Annotated in this window: 21 protein-coding genes; 4 read left to right on the forward strand and 17 right to left on the reverse strand. The window is 42.9% G+C overall.

The features are described from left to right. Positions 1 to 29 precede the first annotated feature (29 nt). Both WC473_00090 and WC473_00095 read right to left on the reverse strand, forming a co-directional pair. Entirely contained in the window at positions 30 to 779 is a 750-nt protein-coding gene (locus WC473_00090; protein MFA5124215.1) for a WecB/TagA/CpsF family glycosyltransferase, read from the reverse strand. A gap of 4 nt (positions 780 to 783) precedes the next feature. Next, complete coding sequence (locus WC473_00095) at positions 784 to 1,530, reverse strand: hypothetical protein (GenBank protein ID MFA5124216.1); 747 nt, start codon at positions 1,528 to 1,530, stop codon at positions 784 to 786. Between the two features lie 109 nt (positions 1,531 to 1,639). On the opposite strand from WC473_00095, the gene WC473_00100 reads away from it, so the two are divergent. Beyond that, positions 1,640 to 3,058, forward strand: a complete 1,419-nt coding sequence (locus WC473_00100) for a hypothetical protein (protein ID MFA5124217.1) — start codon at positions 1,640 to 1,642, stop codon at positions 3,056 to 3,058. Positions 3,059 to 3,068: 10 nt separating this feature from the next. Next, positions 3,069 to 3,860, forward strand: a complete 792-nt coding sequence (gene amrB, locus WC473_00105) for an AmmeMemoRadiSam system protein B (GenBank protein MFA5124218.1) — start codon at positions 3,069 to 3,071, stop codon at positions 3,858 to 3,860. Between the two features lie 51 nt (positions 3,861 to 3,911). Here the strand turns inward: amrB and WC473_00110 are convergent, their stop codons facing one another. Further along, positions 3,912 to 4,187 carry a hypothetical protein gene (locus WC473_00110; protein MFA5124219.1) on the reverse strand — a complete coding sequence of 92 codons (276 nt, stop codon included), beginning with the start codon at positions 4,185 to 4,187 and terminating at the stop codon, positions 3,912 to 3,914. An 85-nt stretch (positions 4,188 to 4,272) separates the two neighbouring features. Here WC473_00110 and def point away from each other — a divergent pair, with 85 nt between their 5' ends. After that, a complete protein-coding gene (gene def, locus WC473_00115) occupies positions 4,273 to 4,734 on the forward strand; it encodes a peptide deformylase (GenBank protein ID MFA5124220.1) in 462 nt (153 codons plus the stop codon). 5 nt (positions 4,735 to 4,739) lie between these two features. After that, on the forward strand, positions 4,740 to 5,684 hold the full coding sequence (fmt, locus tag WC473_00120; GenBank protein MFA5124221.1) for a methionyl-tRNA formyltransferase: 945 nt from the start codon (positions 4,740 to 4,742) through the stop codon (positions 5,682 to 5,684). Between the two features lie 23 nt (positions 5,685 to 5,707). On the opposite strand, the gene WC473_00125 is transcribed toward fmt, so the two are convergent. The 14 genes from WC473_00125 to WC473_00190 all read right to left on the reverse strand — a co-directional run bounded on the left by WC473_00125 (position 5,708) and on the right by WC473_00190 (position 18,746). Beyond that, a complete protein-coding gene (locus WC473_00125; GenBank protein MFA5124222.1) occupies positions 5,708 to 7,018 on the reverse strand; it encodes an O-antigen polymerase in 1,311 nt (436 codons plus the stop codon). 9 nt (positions 7,019 to 7,027) lie between these two features. Then, positions 7,028 to 7,807: a glycosyltransferase family 2 protein gene (locus WC473_00130; protein ID MFA5124223.1), complete on the reverse strand. Its 780-nt coding sequence runs from the start codon at positions 7,805 to 7,807 to the stop codon at positions 7,028 to 7,030. A gap of 81 nt (positions 7,808 to 7,888) precedes the next feature. Continuing rightward, positions 7,889 to 8,194 carry a 50S ribosomal protein L21 gene (gene rplU, locus WC473_00135; GenBank protein MFA5124224.1) on the reverse strand — a complete coding sequence of 102 codons (306 nt, stop codon included), beginning with the start codon at positions 8,192 to 8,194 and terminating at the stop codon, positions 7,889 to 7,891. A gap of 127 nt (positions 8,195 to 8,321) precedes the next feature. Continuing rightward, positions 8,322 to 9,512 (reverse strand): radical SAM protein, encoded by a 1,191-nt coding sequence (locus WC473_00140; GenBank protein ID MFA5124225.1) that lies wholly within the window; start codon positions 9,510 to 9,512, stop codon positions 8,322 to 8,324. Further along, positions 9,505 to 9,969: a hypothetical protein gene (locus WC473_00145; protein MFA5124226.1), complete on the reverse strand. Its 465-nt coding sequence runs from the start codon at positions 9,967 to 9,969 to the stop codon at positions 9,505 to 9,507. The genes WC473_00140 and WC473_00145 overlap by 8 nt, the downstream gene beginning before the upstream one ends. Before the next feature lie 138 nt (positions 9,970 to 10,107). Next, positions 10,108 to 11,013 carry a protein translocase subunit SecF gene (gene secF / locus WC473_00150; GenBank protein MFA5124227.1) on the reverse strand — a complete coding sequence of 302 codons (906 nt, stop codon included), beginning with the start codon at positions 11,011 to 11,013 and terminating at the stop codon, positions 10,108 to 10,110. 27 nt (positions 11,014 to 11,040) lie between these two features. Beyond that, on the reverse strand, positions 11,041 to 12,867 hold the full coding sequence (gene secD, locus WC473_00155) for a protein translocase subunit SecD (protein MFA5124228.1): 1,827 nt from the start codon (positions 12,865 to 12,867) through the stop codon (positions 11,041 to 11,043). 117 nt (positions 12,868 to 12,984) lie between these two features. Next, positions 12,985 to 13,983 carry a type I glyceraldehyde-3-phosphate dehydrogenase gene (gene gap / locus WC473_00160; GenBank protein MFA5124229.1) on the reverse strand — a complete coding sequence of 333 codons (999 nt, stop codon included), beginning with the start codon at positions 13,981 to 13,983 and terminating at the stop codon, positions 12,985 to 12,987. A 152-nt stretch (positions 13,984 to 14,135) separates the two neighbouring features. Next, the gene (locus tag WC473_00165) at positions 14,136 to 14,348 is read right to left on the reverse strand and encodes a hypothetical protein (protein ID MFA5124230.1); all 213 of its coding nucleotides are present in this window, start codon (positions 14,346 to 14,348) and stop codon (positions 14,136 to 14,138) included. Between the two features lie 15 nt (positions 14,349 to 14,363). Continuing rightward, a complete protein-coding gene (locus WC473_00170; protein MFA5124231.1) occupies positions 14,364 to 14,612 on the reverse strand; it encodes a hypothetical protein in 249 nt (82 codons plus the stop codon). Between the two features lie 187 nt (positions 14,613 to 14,799). Then, entirely contained in the window at positions 14,800 to 15,603 is an 804-nt protein-coding gene (gene ricT / locus WC473_00175; GenBank protein MFA5124232.1) for a regulatory iron-sulfur-containing complex subunit RicT, read from the reverse strand. Between the two features lie 18 nt (positions 15,604 to 15,621). Further along, positions 15,622 to 16,410, reverse strand: a complete 789-nt coding sequence (gene tsf / locus WC473_00180; protein ID MFA5124233.1) for a translation elongation factor Ts — start codon at positions 16,408 to 16,410, stop codon at positions 15,622 to 15,624. 86 nt (positions 16,411 to 16,496) lie between these two features. After that, positions 16,497 to 17,198 (reverse strand): 30S ribosomal protein S2, encoded by a 702-nt coding sequence (gene rpsB / locus WC473_00185; protein MFA5124234.1) that lies wholly within the window; start codon positions 17,196 to 17,198, stop codon positions 16,497 to 16,499. A gap of 231 nt (positions 17,199 to 17,429) precedes the next feature. Next, the gene (locus tag WC473_00190; GenBank protein ID MFA5124235.1) at positions 17,430 to 18,746 is read right to left on the reverse strand and encodes a hypothetical protein; all 1,317 of its coding nucleotides are present in this window, start codon (positions 18,744 to 18,746) and stop codon (positions 17,430 to 17,432) included.

Genomic DNA, 18,746 nt, shown 5'->3' on the forward strand with positions numbered 1-18,746 from the left:
GGCCGATTATTGTACTGTTAACTGTTTTATTATTTTTGTTTAGGTGTTCTTTTATTTTTAAATTTTTCTTTTATCGCCAGCCGACTGAATACTACTGTGGCGCGCCAGATTCTTCCTATTCGTCGCGGTTCAATTATCAATCGATATAACCATTCCAGGCCGATAAAACGTAGACAATAGGGTGCGCGTCTAATTTTTCCGGCTAAGTAGTCAAAGGTGCCACCGACGCCTATAGCTACTTTAATGCCGGGCATTCTATCTAAATTTTCCTTAATCCATATCTCTTGTTTGACTTGGCCAAAAGCGACTAACAAAATATTGGCGCCAGAAGCGTTGATTCTTTCAATCACTGCTTCATTACGTTCTAATCGTTTGCCGTCAGGATTTATTTTGCCGCCGTCTTCCGCTCTGACAATTCCAGTGAACACAAATTTTGTTCGTGTTGCTTCAGCTACGCCGGGCGCGCCTCCTAGCAAATAAATTTTTGCCGTTGGCAGTTTTCCCGCTAACAGTTCACGACTCAAATCCGCCCCAGTCACGCGGGGTAACCGGCGTCTATACAGTAACTTGGCGGCCAGAACCAGGCCAAAGCCGTCGCAGGTGTTAAGGGCGGTTTGATTAAGCAGGTTTTGGAAATCAGGATAATCTTGCGCCATAACGACAAATTCCGGATTGACCGTAGCAACCTGATGCTGGCCCTCGTCAGCCAGCCACTCCCCTATCCGTGTCAAGACTTGGCTTTGATTAAGTTCGTCGATTTTTATTCCTAATATTTGCATTTATTTATTGCCGATTTAAATAATCAACAGTCATTTTTATTATACTGGAACCGTCAGTGGAAAAACTGTCACTTAAGGACATGGCGCCATCAATGCCGTTTTTAAAGAAACTCAAGTCGATCTCCGTTGATTGTACTAACCCGTTGACCGTAAAACCTTTTGTCTCTAATTGCTTTTTATAATATTCGTACAAGTCTTCTTTGGTTTTATTAATATTATCCCAGGATAGGGAGACCGTTTTAATTTCTTTTTTTACGTTGCCGTCGGTTGTTTTGACATCCTTAACGGTCGGATTATCCGGAATGTTTTCCGGTGTCCTGTTTTGGGCGATGATCTGGGTCTTTAAATCGGGGTATAAGCGGTCGGCAATCATTTGTATGGCCCAATCGGGCAGGGCCGCTGATAATTGTTCGATTTTTTCTTTGCTTTCTGGCGACAGGACTTTGATGCTGGCTTGATTGAGCTGATAGATAACCAGATCTTTAGGGAAATCATCGGGCAGTTCTTCAACGGTTTTAATGATCGGACCGGAAATGTAAACAGTCAAAAAAATAGCGCAAGCCAGAACGGTTGCGATCATTAGAAAAAAGCAGCTGAAAAATTCCAGGCAAGAATGGTGTCCGGAAGGCCGGTGGCTGCGATAATGCCGCGGTTCCTCCGGTTCTATCTCTATCCCTCTGCTTTCTGCCTCGGCTAAAACGTTTTTGGCCGCTTCAATCTCGTCCAGCGTGATGTTTTTGTCGCTTTCCATGTGTATAGGATAACAAAAAAGGCTGATTTTTGCAATTAAGTTTTATTTGTTGTGCGGCTTTCCGGTTTATGGTATAATATTTATGGAAGATAAATAACCACTATTTACAATGAAGTTGAATAAACTCTTTATTTTTACGTTCTGTTTTTCTTTAACCGCTTTAATCGCCGTTACCGCCCAAGCCGCTGATTTTAGCGCCGGTTATTTGATTTCTGACGCTGAAATGAATGATTATAACGCTATGGATTTAAGCGATATCCAGCGCTTTCTGGAAAAACGCAACGGCACTTTGGAAAATTACATCACCTTTGACAAGGAAGGTAATCCCAAGACGGCAGTTCAGACGTTTTTTGAAACTTCCCGCAATTGGCAGATCAACCCCAAGTATCTGTTGGTTTTGGTGCAAAAAGAGCAGAGCCTATTGGATGACACCAGTCCATCCCAAAAACAATATGATTGGGCAACCGGTTACGGCGTTTGCGACAGTTGTTCCATGGACGATCCCAATATTCAGCGTTTCAAGGGATTTTATCGCCAAGTGAATTCCGCCGCCGCTCAAACGCGATATTACATGGATAACATCAAAGAATTTTCTTTTCAACCGGGTAAGACTTATAATATTGACGGCCAGACTGTAACTATAAAAAATACGGCCACCGCCGGCCTGTTCAATTATACCCCGCACATTCATGGCAATCAGTTGTTTTGGAATTTATGGAATAAATATTTCGGCAAATCTTGGCCTGATGGCAGTTTATTGCAAGTTGAAGATAGTGATCAAGTGTATTATATTGAAAACGGAGTTAAACGTTTAATCGCTTCTAAAGCCGTGTTTGCCTCGCGTTTCAATAATAGTAATATCCTGACAGTCAATCAAACCGATCTAGATACTTATGATGATGGCGCACCGATCAAATACCTGAATTTCTCCATCTTGCAAAGTACAACCACCGGCGAAATGTATATGATCATCAACGATGTTAAGCGCCGTATTGTCAGTAATGTTGTCTTTAAAAAATTAGGCTTTGGCGATGATGATCTGGTAAAAGTTATTGATTCTGAATTGCAGTTGTACAAAGACGGTCCGGATATTACTGAATACACTATTTATCCGACCGGAACTTTATTACAAGATAATAAAGCCAAGACAGCTGACGCTGGGGTATATTATGTTATCAGCGGTGAAAAGAAGCCCGTATTAACTAAAGAGATATTGGTTGCCAACTTTCCCGGCATGACCGTCAAGAAGGTTTCTAGTGTAGAGTTAGATAAGTATATGACCGGATCCAACGTAACTCTGCCCGATGGTTCATTGGTCAAAATAGACCCCAAGGCATTGAAAGTCAAAACTAAAGAAGCTCTGGCCGCTGCCAGTACGGTTTATGTTATTTCGCACGGTAAACGTTTGCCTATTATTTCCGGCGCAGTATTCAAACAGATGGGCTACAACAGTAAGAGTATTAAGGTTGTTTCCGAAGCGACTCTCAATACTCATGATTTAGGTCCTCTCATCACCGGACAACAGTAATTACAAACATATGTCACTCATATTTGCAGCTATTACGCCGCATCCGCCGATTTTGATACCGGCTATTGGCAAAGACAACATCAAACAGATTGATAAAACCAAATTGGCCATGGAAAAATTGGAGGAAGAATTGTATTCGGCCAAACCGGACATTATCATGATTATTTCACCTCATGGCGAAATGAGCGCGGATTCTTTTACGGTGAATTTAAGCGACAGTTATGAGGTTAATTTTGAGTCGTTCGGCGATTTTACCACTAAACTTAAATTGAAGGGGGAAACCGTCTTGATGACTATGGGTAAAGAAAAGATTGCCGCTAAATCACCATTAAATATCATTTCTGAGTCAATACTTGATCATGGCGCCGGTGTTCCCCTATTTTATTTGATGCGTCACCTGCCGCAGGTGCCGATTATTCCGCTGTCGTTTTCTATGTTAGATAATCAGGCTCATGTGGAGTTTGGCAAGAGTTTGAAAGAGCTTATTTTGAGCACCGATAAGCGCGTGGCCGTTATTGCTTCCGGCGATTTATCGCACTGTTTGACTAAGAATGCCCCCGTCCCCTATAATCCGGCCGGTAAGGATTTCGATCAGACATTAATTGAGTTGGTTAAGAAATGCGATACACAAGGCATAACCAATCTTGATCGTAAACTGGTTAATGACGCAGCCGAATGCGGTTTACGTTCCATCCTGATATTATCCGGTATCTTAAGCGATATGAAGTGTCAGCCCGAGGTCTTGAGCTATGAAGGGCCGTTCGGCGTCGGTTATCTGGTAGTAGAAATAAAATTGGATTAAAATTTTTATAAAATCACTCCGGCGGAATGCTCGGAGTGATTTTTTATTGTGTTATTTTTTTGCATTAGTCGGGTTATCTATTAGTTTGAAAAAATACCGCCATTTCGCTCCGCTTCGGCAAAGCTCCTTAGTTTCATTGAGTGCTCGTTCTACTGGTTCCTTGGGGTTGTCGCGGCAAACTTTAAAGACCGAGCTTTTTTTGAAAGCCGGTACGCCTAACTCTTGAATGATTTGTAAAGCTAAGTCTTGCCATTGGTAAGCGGGAGCTTTCCTAATTTGTCTTTTTTGCAAGAGCAAGCCTATTTTCTGCGGTTGAGTTTTGAACATATTATCATTTTATCAAGTAAGATTAAGTTAGTAAAGTTTGATTTTTTTCTTGAAACATGTTATAATTTTTTTATAATTTAAAATAATGTTAAAAATACTGACCATACCCCATCCCCTACTAAGGAAAAAGGCTCTGACGATTAAAAACCCCTTAGATAAGGAAATACAGAAGCTTATTCCTCAGATGGTAGAAATTATGCTGGCTAAAGATGGAGTCGGCTTAGCCGCGCCCCAGATCGGCCAGGGCATCAGATTAATAACCGTCCGCCATAAGGATGGTAATTTAGTCATGCTTAATCCTCAAATTATCAAAAAGTCAATGATTAAAGAGTGGGACGAAGAGGGCTGTTTGTCGGTGCCTAATATTTATGGCGATGTCAGGCGTTGCAAAAAGATCACAGTCAAGTTTGTTGATAGTACCGGTAAATCAAGGAAGCTAACCGGCGAGGGGTTATTAGCCCGTGTTGTCCAACATGAGGTTGATCATTTAGACGGGGTGTTGTTTATTGATAAGGCTAAGAACTTAAGAAAATTGGAAACAGTATAAATAAAATGAAACCACTTAAGATAATTTTCGTTGGTACGCCGGAATTCGCTGTTCCCTACTTGCGCGGCTTGTTGGCTGATGCCGATTTTGAGGTTATCGGTGTGATCACTCAGCCGGATCGTCCTAGTGGGCGCAAGCAAGAATTTACTTCTCCACCGGTCAAGTTTTTGGCGGTGGAAAAAAAACTAAATATTTGGCAGCCGGAAAGATTAAGGGGTAATCAAGAATTATTGGAAGAAATTAAGAAAATAGATTTTGATTATTTGGTAGTCACGGCTTACGGCTTGATTATTCCCGCAGAATTTTTGGCTTTGGCTAAGTCCGGCAATATTAATGTCCATCCGTCCCTATTGCCTAAATACCGGGGCGCTTCCCCTATTCAGAGTGCCATACTTAATGGCGAGACCGAGACCGGTGTGACTATTATGTTAATGGACGAGAAAATGGATCATGGAGCGATTTTAACGCAAAAAAGTATTATTTTAACTGGTGAAGAAACTAATGAGTCATTGCATTTTCAGTTAGCCGAGTTGGGCGTGCCCTTATTGGTTGAAACCATTAAGGATTTTACCGCCGGAAAGATTAAGCCACAGAAGCAGGATCATGAGATGGCGACATTTTGCACTACAATCGATAAGGAACAGGCGCAGATTGATTGGAATAAGACGGCTGAAGAAATAAAAAGGAAAATTTATGCTTTTTATCCTTGGCCGGTGGCGTGGACGACTTTAGGCGGTTTGCGACTTAAAATTTTTCCGCCGGTCGCGATTATTGCCAACGTTATGGGCAGTTCTGAGCCGGGGCAAATCAAAGTTGACGGCGGTTTGGCTGTTTGTTGTGGCGAGAGGTGGCTGGAATTAAAACAATTACAGTTGGCAGGTAAAAAGGCTATGTCTGCATCGGATTTTGTCAGGGGTTATGCCGGCTTGGCTGGCCAAGTATTGAAATAAATATTGAAATAAAGTGGTAAAATTTAGGAACGTCCTTGCGGGCGTTTTTTTGTTTGTCTGGTTATTAAATAAATACACAGTAAAGCGGTTAAATCCATGAATAATTCTTCCCGTTGGAAGTAGTTGGTATAAATGGACATAATACAGACGAAAGAAAAATAGGCGAATAACATGGTGGTCAGCGGATTAGGCCGGCGCCAGGCAAAAGCGTAAATCACTCCCAATAGCACGCCCCAGCCCAGTCCGGCTAAAGCAATCCCCCACCAACCGAAGTCCAGAAAGTATGCAAACAAGAAAGTAGCAGTAATCCACCAGGGTAAAAATATTGCCGGCCAATCAATGGGCGCGGAAAATTGTGGCCAGTGAAAAATTTTTAAAGCTGAATTAAAAACCGCTAACTCGGTTCGGCCGAGATAATATTGTCCCGCATAGAGTTCCATTCCCCTGTCCAGCGCCTGCAGATTGAAAGACGGGATTAAATAGATCGGCGTTAAGAATTGCAAGTAAGGCGGTAAGCTGACTTGGGAAATGGTTGTCAGATAAGAAAAAGGATTATACTCTCCGGTATAGTTGTAATCGCGATAAGTGATGAATTGCCGAAAAGCCGGAATGGCAATGGAAACGCTTAAGATTACTACTCCAGCTAAAACAGTGCTAACTAAGAATTTTTTGAATTTAATGGTCTCCAGGTTAATAATAAGATAACCGAAATAGCACAAGAGTACAGTAATTACGATGATTAGGCGGGAGGCATACAAGGATAAGGTGATGAAACCGATAATAATCGTCAGCCAATAAAAAATTTTCTTTCCGCGAGTCAGACGTTGTTTGTCTAAGATTAATTCCAAGAAAGACAGCGGAATAAATAAACGGGGTAAAAGAGATAGCCACTCAAAAACACCGAAGATTTCTTTGTTAATGATAAAGCGCATTTTGTCGGGAATGGAAGATAGGATGGGCAGAGTGCCGAAGCGGCTGAAGATGTAAATATTAGCCGCAATACTGGCCAAAACCATCAGGCCGATTACCCAAGTTATTAGGCGATTATCCATTCGTGGTCTTTTTTCTGTAGTCGCCAGCTTTTTGGCAGTTAAATGCTTGGCTAAATAATATGCCGCAATAAAGAGCGGGAAAAACAGGCTTAATGCCAGCCATAAGCGCCAGGTCAAAGGCCGCTCCAGCGGACTTAAATGCAACTGGCTGACGGCCAGAGCGGCAGACCAGAGAGATAATAAAAGTTTGGCCGGAGAGAATCTTTCCCGGCCAAAAAAATAAAACCAGCCGAAGATAATTGCGGCTAGAATAAAAATAAAAAATAGAAACCAAGACAGCATAAAAAATAATTAGCTCAAGCTGTTTTTTATAAAATATAGCAAGGCTGACTTAAAGAAACGCCATTGATTAGTTACGACTTTTTGTTGCCCAAAGCTTTTTCCGCCGTAGTGGACGATTTTTGTTTCCGGCGTATAGATTATTTTGTAACCGGCTCGGCTGACGCGTCGGCAGAAGTCAACCTCCTCAAACCAGACAAAAAATCTTTCATCCAATAACCCGACTTTATCCAGAACTATGCGCGGAATGAGCATAAAAGCGCCCATCACCTGTTCTACTGCTTGTTCTTTCGTGTAATCGAAATCTTCAGCCAAGTAATGGCCGATTGATTTTAAATGAGGGAAGAGCTTAGGCAGTTTTAGGAGCATAAGGATTACCGGCCAAAGAGTCGGCAAACGCCTGACTGAGGGTTGTAAACGGCCATCGGGATAAACCATTTGCACACCCAGAACTCCGCAGGTTGAATGACGTTTAGCGGCCGCCAATGATTTGCTTAAGGTGTCGGGAAATATTTCGGTGTCAGGATTAAGCAATAGAACATACTCCCCCGCCGCTTGCTTAATGGCCAGATTGTTGGCCCTAGCAAAGCCAAGATTCCTGTCACTGGCGATTAAGTGTGATTGGGGGAATCTTTTATTAACCATTTCCGTCGTGCCATCGCTGGAAGCGTTGTCCACGACAAAAACTTCCACAGTCAAGTCGCCTTGATTCCGGTAAATTGAGTCAAGGCATTTCTCCAATAGGTCTTTAACTTTATAGGAGACAATGATGATGGAGAGTTGCGGTTTCATAACTGTTACAATTATACCATGCTCTGGCGTCAGAGCAAACAAAACGCCGCCCTCTTTGCGGGAGAGCGGCGGCGGAAAAAATTAAATTTTTTCAATTATGATCTCGGTGAAACACTGGCGATGGCCGAATTTCTTGCGGTATCTTGTTTTTCTTTTGTATTTAATGCCGGTAACCTTGTCGGCGCGTCCTTGGCCGATTATTTTGGCCAGGACTTTGCCAGCCAAAGTCGGTTCGCCCATCTCAACTTTTTCGCCATCGGCGACAAGCAGAGTTTCCAGTTCAATTTTGGAGCCGTCGGCGTCAACCAACTTTTCCACTTTAATCTTATCGTTTTCTTTAACCAGGTATTGTTTCCCACCGGTCTTGATAACAGCGATTTTTGCCATATTTGTTTGTTTTGGTATTTACTTAACTATTTTAGCTCAATTGGCGTCTTTTGTCAAGGCGGTTATTCAGGGGTATAAAAAAAACTCTTTCCGGCTTAATTGAGCCAAAAAGAGTTTGCCTAATGTCCTAAATCACTTTTAATTTTACATCTGATCGTACCGTATCTTTATAGAGTACGCCATATTTGCCCCACAAGTATTCATCAATAATCCTACAGGATTCCAGGTAGTGGCTATCCCACTCTCTAATTTTTTTAGCGCTGAATTCTTTCGGATCCTTGCCCTCCCTTAAGGCCTTGGCCTTGAGTCGGGCGACAGTCGGTCCGTAGGACTTTATCGGGCCAATATGGACGCGCAAAGCGAAGTTATCAATGTGTTTTTCAATCATTTCCAGCCAACCTTTTAAGGTGGCCGGATTTGGGTTATACATCTGCGGATAAATATCCAACCCCGCTTCAACTAGCGTGCGCAGGCAGAAGACTTGATCGGAAATGGTGGCATTGGCTTGGACGTTATCATGAAGATTGGCGTTGTCGGTGCCCTTAATGGCAGCCAAAACTTTAACCGGAAAAACTGCCAGGTGGCGGTAATAATCAATCGGCCATAAATGGGGTGTGGAAAGATTGGTGTCCACTTGCCCGACAATATCTTCTCCTCGTTCTTCAATTCGGCGCCAGAGTTTAATGATCCAATCCAGCGCTACAGTCGGCTCACCGCCGGAAACGCGCAGGACCTTAATATTCAAATCAATTCCGGTTTGTTCCCTATAGATTTCCCGTACTTTGTCTCTGGCTATTAGAAAGCTGTCAATAACATCGTCAGCATCAACCAGCCATTTCTTTCTGGTTTCCTGTAGGCCGTCATTGAGTTCATTATCCACGAAGCAGTATAAACATCCGCCGTCACAGGTTCCGGAATGGAAATTACAGCCGGCCACTTGCAGAATGAATGGCGCGTTATAATCCAGGGCGCGGGACAGCTCATAACCGGCTACATGTTTATACCATAGGGCAAAATCAAATTCCTGACGTTTGAGGTATTCCTCGACTTCACCTGGTGACATTCTACTGAGATCAACAAAATTCTTGCCGTAAGCTTTAGCCGCCAAGGGATCAACATCTTTGGCATTGAATTTAAAACGAAAAACCTTTCGCCCGTCTTTGTTAGGCATTAATTCTATAACCTTGCTGGTGTCTTTGCCCTGCAAGGTAGCGGAAAAATCAGCCACTAACAGCCGGCCGCCAGGCGTGATTAGTGTCTGGCGTAAGGCTTGAGCACGGTCTAAAGGACTTTGGACATACGATGGATTTTTAGGCATAATGCTTTTCTCCTTTCTTCAGCAGTTTTACGAGTTCATTGGTTAGTGCCTGTATTTTTTGGCATTTTTCCGGTGTTAGCGTTTCTAGAACCTGTTGTCCTTGATAATGCAATTTTTTTAAGAAAATGTATTCCGACTTGTTCTGCGTGTTAATTTCAGTAATTAAATCGGCCATTTCCATACACCATAAAGCAGTCCCTATTGAATCCTCGTACCAATCGCCATTGCATCCCGAGTAGTGGTAGAACCGGCAATTTTGGAAAAAATCAGCAAAGCGTTTCTGACTGCTTAATTCTTTCAGTACATTGCATATCCTGCCTATACGACTGTCAATTATTGCCTCGCAATCGCTCAGGCGGCTGATTAGTTTTGGTCCGGATAAATGGAAAACCACGATCAGTAGATCCAGTATGTCAAGTTTTTTAGCCGGTGTCTTGTTGCGCGTTTTTGTTGGCATATCTGTTGCCTCCCTCGGTTGTCGCTGGTTTATTAAGTTTTAATGTTCGGTTGAGTTATCTTACTATATTGAGGCCAAATGTCAAATAAATTAAAAATATCCCCGCAGATCATGTCTGCGAGGATGTTATTATGTCGATTATTTTTTTAATTTTTTGTCCCAGATATTCCAGTCTACCAATAGACAGGAAGCAATAAAGATTGAGGAGTAAGTGCCGATAAGAATACCAACCAGAAGCGCCAGAGTAAAGTTTTTGGTGCTGGCTCCGCCGAACAGGTAGAGGCAGAATAAAACCAATAATACTGTTAAGGAAGTGTTAATGGAACGCGTTACGGTTTGGTTGATTGAATCATTAACTACCTCATCAAATTTTCCGGTATAAAATCTGCCTAAATTTTCTCTGGTGCGGTCAAACACCACAATAGTATCATGAACGGAAAAACCCATAATAGTCAGTAGCGCGGTAATAAACAGGCCATCAACTTCTATGCCGACAAAATGTCCCAGGACGGCAAATAAACCGACGACAATGGTAATATCATGAATCAAAGCTAAAATCGCCGTGATGCCGTATTTCCAGGACTCTACCGGTTTGGACACCTTACGAAAAGCGAAAGCAATGTAAAGGATAATACATAAAGAAGCCACGGCGATGGCCATCCAGGCTTTTTTTTGCAGTTCTTGCCCGATTACCGGGCCGATTGATTCAAATCTTAATTCTTGGGTTTGGCCGGGGAACTTTTCGTCAATTGACTGCAAAACTTGCTGATGTTGATCTTCATTAACATTTTGAAATTTCAAGATGACATTTTTGTCTCCTGACGGTTGAATGATTACTTCGCCCAAGTCAAGATGATTAGTCGCTTCTTGGATTTCCGCATTTTGCGGCCGGTTGTCGGCAAAAGATAATTCTAAGAGCGAGCCGCCGGTAAAGTCTAGACCTGGTTTCAATCCCCAGGCGATGATGGCTAAAACGGAAGCGACAAATAAAACGCCTGATGCCAAGTAGTAATATTTTCGATTCTTGATGATTTGTAGTTTCATATGTTCTTTGTAAATGAGAATCGTTGATTAAATTTTTTTCTTGACTCCATATAGCCACTTGTTTTGAGCCCATTTCCATTTAGCGGTCAAGAGCAGGAATTGCCGGCTGATGACAATAGCCGAGAACATGGAAACAGCGATACCCAGGGCCAGAGTAAAAGCAAAGCCGCGGATGATACTGGAGCCGAACCAGAATAGAATAGCGCAAGTAATCAAGGAAGAGAAATTGGAATCGCGGATAGAAGTCCAGGCACGGCCAAAACCCTCATCAATCGCCTTCATTAAGTCTTTACCGGTGCGTAGCTCTTCTTTTAGGCGTTCAAAAATTAAAACGTTGGCATCCACGGCCATACCGATAGACAAAATGAAACCAGTGATACCGGCCAAAGTCATGGTTACATGAACGATTTTAAACAAAGCTAAGGAGATGGCGGTATAAATTACCAAAGCGACAACCGATAGTAAGCCGGGTAAGCGATAAAAGCCGATCATAAATAAAGCCACGGCCAGCAAGCCGATAAAACCGGCGAATAGGCTCTTTTGCACCGCTGCTTGACCTAGAGTGGCTCCGACAGTGGTTTGGGAAACTAATTTAATCGGCACAGGCAAGGCTCCGGCATTTAAGCGTTGGGCTAATTTTTTAGCTTCGTCTTGGGTAAAATTGCCTTGGATTACGGCTTGGCCGCCTAAAATCGGTTCATTGACTTTAGGGATGGAAATCGCCGTACCGTCCAAGAAGATAGCGACCGGTTTGCCTACGTTTCTAGTGGTGATATCAGCAAACAACTGTGCTCCCTCATTGTCAAATTCTAAAGATACCTGTGGCACTAAAGCGGTTTGATCATACTCTACGGAAGCTTTTTTTAGATTTTTTCCCGAAAGTTTGGTGTTAATCCATTCTGGTTCTTGGGCTATGCCTAAGTCAGTCGAGGTCTTGGTTTTTAGTAAAATATGGCGGACACTAACCGTACGGTTATCCCCTGTCCCCTGATCCCCTTCCAATTTAATAATGTGATAACCAAAGGTAGTTTTGACCAAATCGGTATAAACCTCGCCAACTTTTAATTTATTGAAAGCAACATCGTCAAATTCAGTAACGAATTGTCCCTTTTTAACGCCTTCATATAACCCACCACTGTCTTTACTGCCGGGATCTTCGCTGTATTGTTTGGCTAAAGCGGAAAAATCACCGCCATTTTTTATCTGTTGTAAAACATCTACGGCTTGCTTACGCACTGTCAGATTCATGTCATCCAATTGTTTTTGTTGTTCCGGAGTCAATTGTTGCGCTTGCGGATTCTCTTCTTTGAATTCCAAAAGCGGCGTTTCGCCGATTATTTTGATGGCGGAATTAATGTCATAAACTCCGGCCAACTCCACGCTGATGCGTGGATTATCGCCGGACATGGATGTTTGGACGACCGGTTCGGAAACACCTAAGGTATTGACACGTCGTTCAATTACATCTTTGACCCCGGCTAAAGCGTCGTTTTTGCCAGCTAGAGAGATTTGAGATAAATCGGCGTCATAAGTCAGTTGAGCACCGCCTAGAAGATCAAGGCCTAAACGGAAGGGCAGGCCGTAAGATGATAATTCGATTTGTTTGATATTGCGCCAAACCAACCGACTGCTATTATCGGAAACGTTTTTTTCCATTTTGGGAAAAACATTCAGATTGGAGACGACGGGAATAGCTGATAGTCCGGCGTCTATCGTGTCGGCTGCTTTATTTTTGAAGCCAATAATATCAATATAGGCGGTAATCAAAAATAAAACGGCAATACCAAAAAGCACCCAGCGGAGTCGGCCTCTTTGACCGGGTTTTAGCAGTTTTTCGAAGAAATTTTGCGGCATGTGTTTCTGTGGATAAGAGTTAAAATGATGGATAAATCTTAACAAAATTGAGAAAAAAAGGCAAGAACAGGTTAGAGACTCGCCTTTTAAGCTATTGTATATTCAACTGGTTGCCGATTAAATGGCCATAGCCATTTCCACTAAACGATTGGAGTAACCCCATTCGTTATCATACCAAGCCAGAATTTTGACTAGATTGCCGTCAACAACTCGGGTATACTTTAAATCCACAATGGCTGATTCGGTGGTGCCGATAATATCGGAAGAAACTAACTCGTCATCGCCGTCGGCAATAGCCAGAATGTTTTTGTATAGAGGGTGTGAAGACATTTTGCGGAAAGTATCATTAATCTCTTCAATGGTAACGTTTTTTTTGAGGACGGCTGTGATATCTGATAGCGAACCGCAGATAACCGGTACACGGATGGAAATGCCGTCAAATTTGTCCTTGAGTGTCGGGATAACTAAGGTTGTCGCTTTGGCAGCGCCGGTAGATGAAGGCGCCATATTGGCAGCGCCGGCTCGGCCGCGCCTTAAATCCTTGGCATCAGGTCCATCAACTAGGCGTTGGCTGGCAGTATAGGCATGGACTGTAGTCATAATTGATTTAATGACACCAAACTTTGATTCCAAAATTTGCATCACTGGAGCAATACAGTTAGTAGTGCAGGAAGCATTGGAGATTATTTTGTCTTGGCCGATCTTTTTTTTCGTTAATTCGGTGCCGAATACCAGAGTCGTTACTTCATCCTTGGCCGGCGCGGACAGGATGACTTTTTTGGCTCCGGCTAAGGTGTGTTTTTTTAGGTCTTCAGCTTTTTCAAAGACACCGGTGCATTCCAAGACTGCGTCAACCTTGTATTTTTTCCAAGGTAGTCTAGCTGGATCTTTCTCAGCAAAAACCGGTATTTTTTTACCGTCGACAATAATATTTTGCTTGTCGTAGGTGACTTTTTTACCGTACCGGCCGTAAACCGTATCATGCTTGAGCATGTAAGCTAAAGTTCGGGTATCGGTCAGATCGTTGATGGCGACAATTTGCACCCCTCTCTTTTCCAGAGCTATTTTAAAGGCACAGCGGCCGATACGGCCAAAGCCGTTAATGGCTATTCTCATAGATTTGTATTAGTTAGCTTGATTTGTTGGTATTATAGCATAAAAATAAGAAATCAGGAAAATAATAGGCCGAGGAGATTATGGCGGAAGAAACAAAAAAAACCGCCAAGCGCATAGAGCGCGAGGCGGTGGTAAGGTGCGTGCATTCTCAGCTATTCATCGGGCGGTTTTATTTCTGATTCTAATCTTTGCAGTTCTTGCTGTAATTGCTGGATTATTAGCTGATCTTTGTTAATCAGGCTTTTTAGACGTTGACGGAATCTCAGCGTAATCGGTTCATTCAATAGTTCTTCCCATTGACGATTAGCTAAAGTTAATTGCGCCAGCGTTTTTCTTATTTGTTTGATGCGGCGCTTGACACACATACCAGTCCCCCTGTCTTAGGCGGACGGTTCAGTGGCCGAGGCGTTATTGCCGTCGCGTAGCAGTTTTCGTGTTTCGATTAACACTCGATAGCATAAATCTAAACTAGTCTCATAGGTTATTTTTACTCCCGGTTTTATTACCATCGGTAGAGCGACGGAACAGGTTCCGGGAAATTCTTTCGACATTTCATCCATTAACCCAATTATCTGTCGGATTTTTTTCTTTATTTGTTTTTGTTTCGGTGATTTGGGAACGGTACCCATGACGCTTTCTCCTTTTTGGTTGCCGACATTGAATTAATCTATGGTTTTAAAAGCCAAACTTTGTTATTTTGTTGTAATGTCCTTATTGGTGCCGACCTGAATGGAATGAAAAATTTAGTTTAATCTTAAATTTTTCACTTTATCCAGATCAACAATGGAAAGCGGAAGCCAGTTATGATGGCGCAGGTTAATCCTTAGTTATTGGAATTTCTACAACTACTGCTTTATTTTGATCTCGTTCCTTATCCAGCTCCACATCAACGCTACAACGCAGGACGTGCCAGCCGACGACTACGCCGCGGCCGTGTTTGGTTTTAACTTTAGTGCCTAAGGCCGGTAACTTTGCTATCAGATCTTGATAGTAGGATTCTTCGTAAGCCAGACAGCATTTGAGGCGGCCACAAATGCCGGACAAGCGTTCGGCTCCGCGATGCACTATTTGCTGGTCTTCGGCGAAATCTGAAGACACGTTGCCGAGTTTTTTCAGATGACCGCGACAACATTGTCCAAGTCCGCAAGAGCCGACATCGCCCACCAACTTGGCTTCATCTCTGACGCCGATTTGTTGTAAACGTATTACGCGATTAAAAGTTCGGCTTAATTCTTTGACTAGTTCACGGAAATCAATACGGCCGTCAGCGATGAATGCAAAAGATAATCTTTGGCCGTCAATAGAAAAATGAGCATCAACGATTTTCATTTCCAGCCCGTAGCGTTTAACCGCCTCTCGGCAATCCCGAATCACTTCGTTTTTATTTTGGCGGTTTTTTTCCAACGCTTCCCAATCGTCGGCCTTGGCTAATCGCTCAACGTTATTGGCGATGGCTTTAGCCTCTTCCTCTCCCGCTTCTTTGAGTTCTGTGATCTTTCCCGCTTCTTCGCCATATTCGGTATTGATAACGGCAAAATCACCGATAGACAAAGTCAGGCCGCCAGTATTGGCGGCACTGAGCTTTTCCCATTGGTTTATTTCAACTGTGGCGATGATCATATTTACTGATAGGCGGTATTAACAGCTGGACGTGCCTTCCAAAATGTATTTGGCCCAGTTGGATATTTTGGCTTCACCCAGAAGATCTTTGATTTTTTTGCTGTCGTCCTTAATGAAGATTTGATTAAGCAGGCAGTTTTCTTCGTAAAATTTATTGAGTTTGCCTTCAATAATCTTATCCCAGATTTGTTCCGGTTTGTTTTCGCTTTTGAGCTGTTCGCGATAGATTTCTTTTTCTTTTTCAATTACGGCAGCATCAACGGCAGACGGTTCCAGCCAGCGCGGGCTCATAGCCACTATTTGCATGGCAATGTCATTAGCTAATGTTTCATTGCCACCGGTTAAAACGCAGATGCCGGCCACTTTGAGGTTGGCATGGATATAGCGCCCCACGACTTCGCCTTCATAAATCCCGAAACCGGAAAGTTGCATATTCTCCCCTACTTTCATCACTAATTCCTTAAGCTGATTTTCTGCCCAAATTTTAAATTCCTCGGGTTGAGAAACTAAAAGTTTATCCGCAAAGGATTGAACGGTATTGCGGAAATCTTCCGTACGCGATACGAAATCCGTTTCGCAAGCCAAGCCCACGATAGCGGTTTTCTTGCTGTCGCCGGAAACGGCGATAACGCCTTCTTTGACAGCGCGGTCGGCTTTTTTGGCGGCCTTGATTTCGCCTTTCTTGCGCATGATTTCGACTGCTTGATCCAGATTGCCCCTCGCTTCTTCTAAGGCAGTTTTGCAATCGCTTAAACCGGCGCCGGTTTTTTCGCGCAGTTGGGAAATGAGCTTAACATCAATGGACATATGATAGAAAATTAAAATTTTATAAAGTCAAAGCCATAAGATCAATAATGATTTTGTTCATTACTTTACAGGCTTTGGATTACGGATTATACTGTTTCCTTTTTTTGTTTCACCTTGCCAAAATTAATGGCCTCGGCGATAACGCGAGTGATCAGATCAACTGAGTTAAGGGCGTCATCGTTGGCCGGAATGGGATAGGTGAATAAATCAGGATTGATGTTAGTGTCGCACGGCCCGATAATCGGAATTTTTCTTTTTTTTGCTTCTAAAACGGCGGTTTTTTCCCGTTTGGCATCAAGAACAAAGACGGCGTCGGGCAAACGATTCAAGCTTTCCAGTCCACCGACCATCTTATCTAAGCGTTCAATCTCTTTACTGATCATTACTTGCTCTTTTTTGGTGTATTTTGCCAAGGCGCCGGAATCACGTTGTTCTTTCAATGAGCGGTATTTTTTTATCAGTTTTCCGACATTGACGAAATTAGTGAATAGTCCGCCGACCCAGCGTTCTTTAATGTAAGGCATGCCGGCCTGTTTGGCATACTTTTCAATCAACGGTTTGGCTTGGCTTTTGGTGCCAACAAAAAGAATATTGCCGCCGTTAGCGCCGATTTTCTCGGCAAACTCGGCTGCCTCTTTAAGTTTGGCCAGAGTTTGTTCCAAATCAATGATATGGACCCCGTTGCGTTCGGCAAAGATGAATGGTTTCATCTTGGGATGCCAGCGGCCTTTTTGATGGCCGAAGTGGACTCCTGCCTGGAGGAGTTCCATTAATGTTGGTAAATTCATAGTTTTCCTTTCTTTCTTTGCAGTCCCTAATCCGCGGGTTGGCCGCAGATTGGCCCGATTTTAGTTGATTTTATATTACGGGCAAGGATTGATTCGGGGCTGCTGTTTATTAATAAAATGTATTAAAAGATTATCATAAATCAACGGATAAGTCAAATCTTGATCTGCTGGAAATAAAAACCACCCCCGGAGGGAGTGGTGTAAAATGAGCTATTTTGGCTTTAGCCGTCGTTACTTTTTCGGCCAGGACCTGTCAGCCGGCCATTCGGCGATGGAAACAGTATCAATCTTAGCGCCAGTTTCAGTCAAGTAAAGTTGAGTATTTGAGGTAATGGCGTCAATGATATACCCTCTGTATCGCGCCGATTCTTCGGATATATTGGTCATAATACTACCGGCGCTGTCTATTGCCGGATCGGCGAGATTTGACCATACCGTCTCTACCGGCAGACATTCTGCCAATACCTGCATTGCCTCATTTTCGACAATGCCGGTAATATACTCTTCAAGAGCTTCTTGATGGCCGAAGGCTTGGAGATTTTTCAGATAACTCTCATCACTGAGCAGAGTGTAGCCAACGGTTAATCGTAGTTTATTTTTCCCGATTTGGGGTACTTCAACTGCGATGCCGTTTCTGGCGGCGGCTATGCCCGGAGCGTATTTCTTGGTAAATAGATTTATCCATGATCCGTTATAAACTAACAGTTTATCATTATTATTGGTGGCAAAACGGGCGCAGAATTCTCCATTAGATCGATTAACAAGAACAACCGGGTTGAGCCGATTGGCTAAAGTGTAAGTCGGGACCTTAAACACCATAAAGGCGGATATAATAAGGGCCGTAATAAAAAATGTCTTAATCGATTTTCTTCTAATACCTGCTTCCTCTATTGCTAAACTCAATAACATCGCCGGGAATAAGACCGTAAGAATGATGAATAGTAAACTAAGAGTAGTATCTGCCAGAAAAATATTGAACAATATGCACAGGTAGATTGTCAGGCCGATAACGGCAATAATTGTGACTATGGGGATTATCAATTCTATAATAAAATCCATGACGTCCGGACCGAATTCATTCCACCAGTTCTTTGTTCCTTTGGTTGCTTGGGTAAAGCCATAAAATAGCCAGCCTAGAATCAGACCGAATGGACTGATGGTTCTCTTTAACATTCGCACTGCCTTATTGGGCGGTTTTAGCAAGGCTTTGGCTTGCGACAGACTGACAATTCGATTGGACGTCAATGAAGCGATCAATCTCCTGTATTGCGAGTTCAAAGAAGGTAAGAGTTCGGGTTGCCATTCCATTCCCGTGGCTAAATGAAATAATGTTAGACCTAATTGATGGAAGGCTTCGCGTACATCCTTGACCGAATTTGTCTGGCCGTAACCAACTTTATTATTATGGTTGATGAAAATATTTCCTGGTTCGTACCTTACTAATTCTTTTCCTTCTTTCAGACGCTCTTCCATATCTTCCAGCAGTCCCGACGCAATAGTATACAGCAGGTCATCGTTTAACTTGACTTCGAAACTTTTCTTCCTCAT

It is taken from the genome of Patescibacteria group bacterium (assembly GCA_041650895.1).
Lineage (GTDB): Bacteria > Patescibacteriota > Patescibacteriia > 2-01-FULL-39-33 > 2-01-FULL-39-33 > CAISTG01.